Here is an 8,887-nt window from a genome sequence, read left to right on the forward strand (position 1 = left end):
CCGTCCCGTCAAGGACGGCGCCGGCTGCTGCTCCATCTGGTCCGCGCGGGGCGCGCTCGACGGCCTGGCCCTGGAAACGGCCGTGGAGGCGGTGTTCGCGGCCCGCGGGTCCGCCCTGACCATGCTCGGTCTCCGGGGCGAACCCGCTGTGGGCCGGTCAGCTCACCGGGATCGAGGAGGTCGGGACGTTGTAGCCGCGCACCCGCAGATACGGCTGCCGGCCGCCGAGGTCGGCGGTCTGGTACACGGCGGTGATCGTGGTGGACTCTCCCGGCCAGAGCGTGACGTAGTTGTCGGTGTAGCTCACCGGCACGACCTCGCGCCCGCCGTTGCCCGTCGTGATCTCCGGTCGGACGAAGAAGGCCAGGCCCGCGGGGTTGGCAAGGGTGATCGTGACGGTTTCCTGTGTCCCCGACACCGTGCGCGTGGCCGTGGCGGTGACGTTCGCCGTGGCCAGTCCGTTCAGCCCGGTGAGGTTGGCGTAGTTCTTCGGCGTGGACCTGTACCAGTTGCTCTTGCTGCTCAGGGTGTCGGGCGAGGTCGAGTACCAGTACACGTTGTCGCTGACCTTGGCGCCCGCCGCGTCCTTGAGTTGGAGCCTGATCAGGTACGTGCCCGACAGACCAGTCAGCGCCGGAATTGTCAGCACCTGGGTTCCGGCATTGGCCGGGGCCGTGACCGGGACCGAGGTGCTGTATTTCTGCGTGAGATCAGGAAGGTTGTACACGGCGGCGGTGGCGGTCAGTCCGGAGCGGGCCGTCAGGGTGGAGTTCACCACGTGCACGTTCCTGGTGAAGTAGTCGTAGGAGATGTGCACGGGCTCGGTGGCCTTCCGGGCCCCGAAATACCCGCCGCCGGGCTTGAAGTAGTAGTCGTAGAGGTTCCAGTGCACCGACGGCCAGGCGTTGTTCAGCATCCAGAAGATCGACCCGAACGACTGCACGTGCTGCTTGGCGCTCCACGCCTCGAAGAACGAGCGCGTGTTCTCATAGTTCTGCAGCTCCGACTTGCGCGAGTAGTCGGCCGCCGAGGTGGCGGTGCCGTACCTCTTGTTGAGCCCGTCGGTGAACGGGGTGATGTTGTCGAAGACGCTGCGCGGTTTGCCCGCGTGGTAGTTGAAGGTCGCGCCGATCGGCCACTGGTCGGCGGGGGCCAGGAACTGTTCGAGGCTCTCCAGCGGTGGCGGCGACTCGGTGCCCTCCTCTCCGGTCGTGCCGAACGCGCTGCCCGCGCGCGACTGGTCCCACCACAGCACCGGGGGCTCCCAGACGTACGGGCCGTCCATCTTCATGCCCGCGTCCGGGTTCGCCCAGGTGGCGACGTTGTCGAGGGTGGGGTTCTGCCAGTGCAGCGCGGTGGCGATGTTCTTGTACGCCGCCAGGTGCGCGGCGGTGGGCGGCTGGTCGCTGCCGTAGTTCCACATGAACGTCGCGGCGTGATGCCGCAGGGCGCGCATCTGGCTCTCAAGCGACTTCTGGGCCACCTGCTCCTGCTCGGCGGTCCAGCCGCTGTCGTTCTCCCAGGCGCTGCAGCAGACGAAGCCCGGCATGATCATGATGCCGTTCCTGTCGGCCAGGTCGTACAGCTCCTCGTTGCCCAGCGTGCCCTCCAGCCTGATCGTGTTCAGGCCCATGCCCTTGACGTAGGCGATGTGCGCGGCGTTGGTCTTGGCGTCCCAGCGCTGCATCATGTCCCACACGTAACCGCCGCCGCGCAGCAGGATGGGCTGGCCGTTGACCTTGTAGCCGGCGAACGACGTGCCGTTGACCGTGGTGCGGTAGTCGGTGAACTGGCGGATGCCGAAGTCGATCGCCTTGGTGTCGGACGTGCCCGCGCTGACGGTGAGCCGGTAGAGTTCGGGGCTGCCGAACTGGTAGGGCCACCACAGCACCGGGTTCGTCACGTGGATGGGCGCGAACGCGACTTCCTTCCGCTCGCCGGCGTTCAGCGTGACGTTCTGGGAGAAGCTGAGCGTGGTCTGGCCGGTCTTGGTGATCGTGCCGCTGACGGTGGTGGTGACCGGGGCGTTCGTGGCGTTGATCGCGTCCACGTACACGGTCAGGTCCGCGGCGGTCCCGCTCAGGGTCGTCTTCACGTACGGGTCGCGCAGCGCGACGGAACCGGTGGTGTCCAGGAACGTGCTGTTCCAGACACCCGCGTTCATGTCGGGAACCTCGGGGTTCCAGTCGACCGTGCAGGTGGACAGGTCCTTGCAGTCGTGCGCGGGCGGCGTCACCTTGATCGCCAGCGCGTTGGCCGCGCCCGGGTTGATCGTGCTGGTGACGTTGTACTCACGGTTGACGAACGTGCCGACCGCGTTCGCGTCGAGCTGGACGCCGTTCAGCCAGATCTGTGCCCGGTAACTGAGCCCTTTGAAGCGCAGCCAGTACACCTGCCCGGGCGAGGACGCCGCGGCGGTGAACTCGCCGCGGAACCACCAATCCTGACCGGTCAGGTCCGGCACGTTCTTCAGGTTCTGGCCGAAGTAGACGTTCTGGTAGACGCCACCCGCCACCAGCCCGGCCAGCACGGTCGAGGGCAGCGTGACCGGCTGCCAGCCCGCTGTGCCGTACCCGACCTGGGAGATGGTGGCTCCGGTGTCCGCGAGGCCGGTGGCCGAGCGCAGCGCCCAGCCCGCCGTCAGCTCGGTCGAGCCGACGGCGGCGCCGGCGCTGCCCGCGCTCACGATCCCGGTCGCGAAGATCAGCAGAAGCAGGGCGAGGACACGTCGGAACATGCGGAGCTCCTAAGAACCGGCAGGCCAGGCGATCTGCGTGGAGTGGTAGTAATTGACCCCCATGACGCGCCAGCGCGGCCCCTGCGCGCCCAGGCGCTGCTTGAAAGCGGTCCAGTCATGCGTGCTGTACGGTGACCACGCCAGCTCGGCGAGCGCCGGGAGGCGCGGGAACGCCATGTACTCGATGTCGGCCGAGGTCCTGATCGTCTCGGTCCACAGCGGCGCCTCCACGCCCATCACCTGGGATGGCGGCAGGCCGGTGAGGTAGGCGCCAGGGTCCCAGCCGTAGGCGTCCTTGACCTCGATCGCCCCGGCCCAGGTCTGGCCGAGCGGGGTGCGCCGGTTGTACTTCATGTCCAGGTAGGCGCGGCTGGCCGGGGACATGATGACCTTCCTGCCCGCCGTGGCGACCGCCGTGTCGCGCTGGGTGGTGCCCCAGTACTGGGCGATCGTGGTGGGCAGCGGAGTGGCGTTGACGATGTCGTGCCAGCCGACGACCGTCTTGCCGTGGGCGGCGGCGATGTCCTGCGCCCTGTTCATGAACGTCGTGTAGTCGGCGGGCTGTGTCGAGCTGGCCTCGTCGCCGCCGAGGTGCAGGTAGGGGCCGGGGGTGATCGCGGCGAGTTCGCCGAGCACCTGGTCGACGAACGTGTAGGTGATCTCCTTGGACGTGCACAGCGAGCTGAAGCCGACGTCCGTGCCGGTGTAGAGGGGCGGGGCGACGCCGTCGCAGTTCAGCTCGGCGTAGGAGGCGAGGGCGGCGTTGGTGTGCCCCGGCATGTCGATTTCCGGAATTATCGTGATATTGCGGGCGGCGGCGTAGGAGACGATCTCCTGGTACTGGGCCTTGGTGTAGTAGCCGCCCGGGTCGCCGCCGACGGCCGTGCTGCCGCCGTACGTGGCCAGTCGGGGCCAGGAGTCGATCACGATCCGCCAGCCCTGGTCGTCCGCGAGGTGCAGGTGCAGGTAGTTGATCTTGTAGAGGGCGATCTGGTCGATGTACCGCTCGACGGCCGCGACGGGGAAGAAGTGCCGGGCCACGTCGAGCATCACGCCCCGGTACGGGTAACGCGGCTGGTCCACGATCCGCCCGCCGGGCACCGGCCACGGCCCCGGCTGCACGGTGGCGCTGTCGGCCGCGTACGGGAGCAGCTGGCGCAACGTCTGCACCCCGTTGAACAGCCCGGCCGGGCGGTTGGCCAGCACGGTGATCGCCGAGGTCGTCACGTCGAGCTGGTACGCCTCGTCGCCGCCGCTCACGCTGCCGAGCCGCAACGTGATCCCGTCGGCCGGGGGCGTGGTCACGATCGGGATCGGATAGCCGGTCGAGGGCCGCAGCTGCCGGGCGAGCTGGTCGCCGACCTCTGGCGCGTCGCTGTAGACGGCGGTGGAGGAGGTGATCTGGTACGTCACGCCCGCCGACGGGCTCGCGCTCGCGGGTCTGGGGACCACAGCGTCGAAGGCCACGACCGACGCGGCCGTGGCACTCTGCGGGACGGATACGGGGCTGGCTAAGAGGATGACCAACACAGTCAGGGCGCTGCGGATCTTCATTGCCGCCTCCTGGGGGTTGAGACCACCATACGAACGAGAGCGGTAGTAGTAAATAACCTTTCTTATCCCGCCAGGTCGTCGAAAGGGCGCTCCGCCCCCAGTTCCTCGGGCACCGCGATCCCGCACGCTCGCATCAGCGGCGCCAACTCGGTGTCCCACGGCGCGAAGTCGCCGTGATAGTGCGGTGTGACACCGTCCAGCGCGCGCAGGAGGTGGATGGCGGCGCTGTCCGGCCACCCGGACGTGCACACCATGGGCGGGTAGTCCGCGCCGAACCGCTGCCAGGCCGGCGCCGGCACGGTCGGCCGCATATGTCACCGCCGAGGTCTACTGACGGCCGCCTCGGATCGGGCGGTGCACATGCGCGGCGCCGATGCCGCGCTCGCGCGACTCGGCGCCGAAGGTGATCAGGTGCGGACGCTCAGCAGGGGGTCTCGTAGAACTCCGGATACGACCCGCGGCTGCCCACCCACGTCTCATCCCCGACGCAGTTCTCGTACTTGATCCCCACCAGCGTGGTGTGGTCGGAGTCGCTGTAGTAGTACGTTTCGCAGTGGTAGTCGATCCTACAGGCGCGGGCGTGCGCGGGCGAGCTGATGAGGGTGAGGGTGCTGAGGGCGAGCAGGACGGCTAACGATGCGCGGCGAATCATGAAGATCCTTCCTGAGGTGAGGAAGCGCTACTGCCCTCGATGATCGATCGCCGAAGTGAGCGGATCAATAAGGTCAATACCGGTACTCAAAGGGTCAAAACGAATGTCAGGACGCGGCAGCCTTCAGCCCTGTTGATCGGCACCCGGGGGCGCGGTGGAGCGACGGACGACTCTCAGGTGGACGCGCGGTGGATGACGTGCGGAGACAACGAGGCCGGCGTCAGGCGCGGTTTGCCGCCCGACAGTCTGGCCACGACCGCCTCGGCCAGCGAACGGCCCACCTTCTCCAGGTCGAAGGCGATCGTGCTGAGCGGCGGATCGGCCACCTGGGCGAGGGGGATGTCGTCGGCGCCCATGACCGCCAGATCTCCGGGAGCGGCGAGCTTGGCGCGGCGCATGCCCGCCAGGAGCGCGATGGCGACCTCGTCGTTGTAGGCGCACACGGCCGTCACCGACTCCCGGCGCCACCGCCGCGCCGCGCGTGCCATCGCGGTGGTGCCGAGTTTGGTGTCGAGCGCCAGAGGGGGGTCGATGCCTGCTCGGGCGCAGGCGTTGGCGACCCCGAGCAGCCGGTCGTCGGCGATCTTGCGCAGGAGTGGGTGGTCGGGCATGGCGTAGCCGAGGCGCCGATGGCCGAGGGCGATGAGGTGCTCGGCCTGGAGGCGGCTGTGTGCTGCATGGCGAGGTGGGGCTCCACCTCGGTGGTGAACACGATGTCCGCGCCCGCGTCGCGGAGAGCCTGGGCGGTGTCGTCGTCCAATGGATCGAGGCTGGCCACCACGGAGGCGTCGATGGCGGCGCAGACGTCGGGAAGCGACCGCCCGGGCGCTCCGGCCAGGTGGGTGACCAGGGTCAGCCCGGCGTGGGCCAGCGAGGTGGCGAACTGCTCGACGAAGCGGGTGATCCCGGGGCCGATCGTTAGGTGCGGGATGGACAGCAGGACAATGTCGCTGCGCCCCGCGGCCAGAGCCGCAACGTCGCCTGGGCCTACGCCTCCTTACCCGCCGCGTTGGAGCCGTCCCGGGTAGTCGGGCGGGGTTGTGACAAGGCCGCCGGTGACGAAGGAGTGCGCGGGCAGGTGCACCCGCAACCCGGAGGCGGTGACCTGCTCGTGCGGGCGCGGTGCGACCTTGTTCATCCGGACGGCACGAGCCCGCCAAGAGCTGCTTGAACTGCATGGATGCAATTTTCGGAAGGTGCGGTGCCATCTTCTGTCACGCCGTGAAGTAGCGGCTGATCGTCTGTATGTGAGAACGTTGTCGCCTGTCGGCGTGAGTCCGGTCGGGGCGATTGAGCCTGGTGCTCGGTCGCATGGCGGCTGGCTTGAGGCGTTCCCTGACCCTGGGCAAGGGTAGAGCTGCGGTATTACGCGCGCTGGGACGGCGACGACCGCCGTGCCGGGCAGGGACGGGACTGCACCCTGATGCTCCCGTATCGGCCGGTCGCCGGACAGCATGTACAGGGGGGTCGGGGGCTTGGGTGCATCGAGGTCCTTCCCAGGGGATGACCGGCAGCAGGGGTGTGGAAGTTTGTGAGGAGTCGGAGATGACCATGAATGCAACCGGCGGCGAGGCCACCTTCGCCGATCTGGGGCTCCGATCTGAGCTCCTGGACGTGCTGTCCGCTCTGGGATACGAAGAGCCCACTCCGATCCAGAGCGAGGCGATCCCGCCGTTGGTGGAGGGGCGTGATCTGCTCGGGCAGGCGGCGACGGGCACGGGGAAGACCGCGGCGTTCGCGTTGCCGGTGCTTCAGCGTATGCCGCAGGCCGGTGGTGATGCCGGGCCTGTGACGCTGGTGCTGGTGCCCACGCGTGAGCTGGCCGTTCAGGTCTCGGAGGCGTTCCATCGGTACGGCCGGATCATGGGTGCGCGCGTCTTGCCGATCTATGGCGGCGCGCCCATCTACCGGCAATTGCAGGCGCTCAAGCGTGGGGTGGACGTCGTGGTCGCGACGCCGGGACGGGCCCTCGACCACATCGGCAGGGGGACGCTCAACCTGGAGGGGTTGCGTACCGTCGTGCTGGACGAGGCGGACGAGATGCTCGACATGGGGTTCGCCGACGACATCGAGGCGATTCTCGCGGCCACTCCCGAAAATCGCCAGACCGTGCTGTTCTCCGCGACGATTCCGCCGCGCATCGATGGGATCGCTCGCCGTCACCTGCACGACCCGGTACGGATAGAAATGGGGCATGCGGCGGCGGAGGGGCGCGAGGCGACGCCGTTGGTGGAGCAGAGCGCGTACCTGGTCGCCAGGGCGCACAAACCCGCAGCGCTCGGACGCCTTCTTGACATCGAGGCGCCGACAGCTGCGATCATCTTCTGCCGTACCCGTGAGGAGGTCGATCAGCTCACGGAAGCCATGAACGGGCGCGGCTACCGTGCCGAGGCGCTGCACGGTGGGATGGAGCAGGAGCAGCGCGATCGGGTGATGTCGCGGCTGCGGGCCGGGACCGCCGACCTGCTCGTCGCGACCGACGTGGCCGCGCGCGGCCTCGACATCGAACAACTCACCCACGTCGTCAACTACAACGTCCCGTCCGCACCCGAGGCGTACGTGCACCGCATCGGCAGGGTGGGTCGCGCCGGCCGTGAAGGGGTGGCGCTGACCTTGGTGGAGCCACGCGAGCACCGAATGCTCAAGGCGATAGAGCGGGTGACCAAGCAGCGGATCCCGGTGGAGAGGCTGCCGACCGTCGCCGACCTTCGGGCGCGCCGGATGGAGCTGACCCGTGCCGCGCTGGAGGAAAGCCTTCTTCAGGACGACCTTGAGCCCTTCCACGTCGTGGTCGAGTCGCTCGCCGATGAGTTCGACCTGATGGAAGTGGCGCTCGCCGCCGTCAAGCTGGCGCACGAGTCCAGTGGGGCCGCGCTGGACGAGCAGGAGATTCCCGAGGTGGCGCTGCGGACCGAGGACAAGCGGCGTGGGCGGCAGGCCGCCCCGGCCGGCGAGCGATACGGTCGCGCCCCGGCGGGTGGAATGGCACGCCTCTTCTTCAATGTGGGCCGCAGTGCGGGGATCAGGCCGCAGGATCTGGTCGGCGCGATAGCCGGAGAGTCGAGCCTGAGCGGGCGCGACATCGGCGCGATCGAGATCGCCGACCGGTTCTCGCTGGTGGAGGTGCCGCAAGCCGCGGCCGACGAGGTGATCGCCGCGCTCCGGCGAACCACGATCAAGGGAAGGCGGCCGACCGTCCGCCGCGAGCGTGACACGCGCAGCAGACGAACACGATGACGAACAGACCGCGACACCTCATGGACACCCTTACGGGGAGGCGTCACCCGCCCGGGGCGGCCGGGACGGCGTGGATCGAGACGGGGCGGGTGGCCGCGTCGTAGGCCGCCCGGGACCCGGTCGCCCCCATGCCGCTGTCGCCGGCCGGCTCGTACAGCCGCTCGGGGCCGCCGCCCTGCCACTGATTGACCCACACGACACCGGCGGGGATGCCGTGAGCCGCGGCCATGTGCGCCGGGTCGTTGGTGTACACGGTGGCCGCAAGGCCGAAACGCGTTCCGGCCGCCTTCTCCAGGCCCTCCTCGAAGGAGGAGACGACGGCGACGGGGGCGAGCGGGCCGAAGGTCTCCTCGGTCATGACCAGCATGGAGTCGTCCACGCCGGTGAGCACGGTGGCGGGGTAGAAGAAGCCCCTGCCCTCGGGCACGGTCCCGCCCGTGCGGACGGTCGCGCCGCGCTCGACCGCGTCGGTGACGTGCCGGTCCACGATGTCACGCTGACGCCGGTCGACCAGCGGGCCCAGCACCGTGCTCTCGTCGTGCCCGTCTCCGAGGGTGTAGGTGCCGGCGACGTCCACGAGGGCGTTGACGAACTCGTCGGCGATGTCGCGGTGCACGTAAATGCGTTCCATGGACGTGCAGATCTGGCCCGTCGGGCATCCCTTGTCCACAGCGCGGCGTCGAAAACAACCACCACGAGTTCATCAT

8 protein-coding genes are annotated in these 8,887 nt (G+C 68.8%); 1 reads left to right on the forward strand and 7 read right to left on the reverse strand.

Going from position 1 to position 8,887, the window contains the following annotated elements; translation table 11 throughout:
• Nucleotides 1–157: 157 nt before the first annotated feature.
• The 6 genes from AB0J09_RS17795 to AB0J09_RS17820 all read right to left on the reverse strand — a co-directional run bounded on the left by AB0J09_RS17795 (nt 158) and on the right by AB0J09_RS17820 (nt 6,081).
• The gene (locus tag AB0J09_RS17795; RefSeq protein ID WP_360691530.1) at nt 158–2,737 is read right to left on the reverse strand and encodes a glycoside hydrolase family 2 protein; all 2,580 of its coding nucleotides are present in this window, start codon (nt 2,735–2,737) and stop codon (nt 158–160) included.
• Nucleotides 2,738–2,746: 9 nt separating this feature from the next.
• Nucleotides 2,747–4,291: a beta-N-acetylhexosaminidase gene (locus AB0J09_RS17800; protein ID WP_360691533.1), complete on the reverse strand. Its 1,545-nt coding sequence runs from the start codon at nt 4,289–4,291 to the stop codon at nt 2,747–2,749.
• Between the two features lie 62 nt (nt 4,292–4,353).
• Entirely contained in the window at nt 4,354–4,602 is a 249-nt protein-coding gene (locus AB0J09_RS17805) for a DUF2399 domain-containing protein (RefSeq protein ID WP_360691536.1), read from the reverse strand.
• A 110-nt stretch (nt 4,603–4,712) separates the two neighbouring features.
• Nucleotides 4,713–4,943, reverse strand: a complete 231-nt coding sequence (locus tag AB0J09_RS17810) for a DUF6289 family protein (RefSeq protein WP_360691539.1) — start codon at nt 4,941–4,943, stop codon at nt 4,713–4,715.
• A 173-nt stretch (nt 4,944–5,116) separates the two neighbouring features.
• Nucleotides 5,117–5,746 carry a substrate-binding domain-containing protein gene (locus AB0J09_RS17815; protein WP_360691551.1) on the reverse strand — a complete coding sequence of 210 codons (630 nt, stop codon included), beginning with the start codon at nt 5,744–5,746 and terminating at the stop codon, nt 5,117–5,119.
• Nucleotides 5,747–5,940: 194 nt separating this feature from the next.
• Nucleotides 5,941–6,081, reverse strand: a complete 141-nt coding sequence (locus tag AB0J09_RS17820) for a hypothetical protein (RefSeq protein WP_360691554.1) — start codon at nt 6,079–6,081, stop codon at nt 5,941–5,943.
• Between the two features lie 407 nt (nt 6,082–6,488).
• Here AB0J09_RS17820 and AB0J09_RS17825 point away from each other — a divergent pair, with 407 nt between their 5' ends.
• Complete coding sequence (locus tag AB0J09_RS17825; protein ID WP_360691542.1) at nt 6,489–8,180, forward strand: DEAD/DEAH box helicase; 1,692 nt, start codon at nt 6,489–6,491, stop codon at nt 8,178–8,180.
• A 43-nt stretch (nt 8,181–8,223) separates the two neighbouring features.
• Here AB0J09_RS17825 and AB0J09_RS17830 read toward each other — a convergent pair whose 3' ends face one another.
• Complete coding sequence (locus AB0J09_RS17830) at nt 8,224–8,850, reverse strand: aldehyde dehydrogenase family protein (RefSeq protein ID WP_360691545.1); 627 nt, start codon at nt 8,848–8,850, stop codon at nt 8,224–8,226.
• Nucleotides 8,851–8,887: the final 37 nt, after the last annotated feature.

Source organism: Nonomuraea sp. NPDC049784 (assembly GCF_040659615.1).
GTDB lineage: Bacteria > Actinomycetota > Actinomycetes > Streptosporangiales > Streptosporangiaceae > Nonomuraea.

Excerpts from the sequence above, each read along its gene's own strand:
- AB0J09_RS17795 (WP_360691530.1), bottom strand. The coding sequence starts at position 2,737 with ATGTTCCGACGTGTCCTCGCCCTGCTTCTGCTGATCTTCGCGACCGGG.
- AB0J09_RS17800 (WP_360691533.1), bottom strand. The coding sequence starts at position 4,291 with ATGAAGATCCGCAGCGCCCTGACTGTGTTGGTCATCCTCTTAGCCAGC.
- AB0J09_RS17805 (WP_360691536.1), bottom strand. The coding sequence starts at position 4,602 with ATGCGGCCGACCGTGCCGGCGCCGGCCTGGCAGCGGTTCGGCGCGGAC.
- AB0J09_RS17810 (WP_360691539.1), bottom strand. The coding sequence starts at position 4,943 with ATGATTCGCCGCGCATCGTTAGCCGTCCTGCTCGCCCTCAGCACCCTC.
- AB0J09_RS17820 (WP_360691554.1), bottom strand. The coding sequence starts at position 6,081 with ATGAACAAGGTCGCACCGCGCCCGCACGAGCAGGTCACCGCCTCCGGG.
- AB0J09_RS17825 (WP_360691542.1), top strand. The coding sequence starts at position 6,489 with ATGACCATGAATGCAACCGGCGGCGAGGCCACCTTCGCCGATCTGGGG.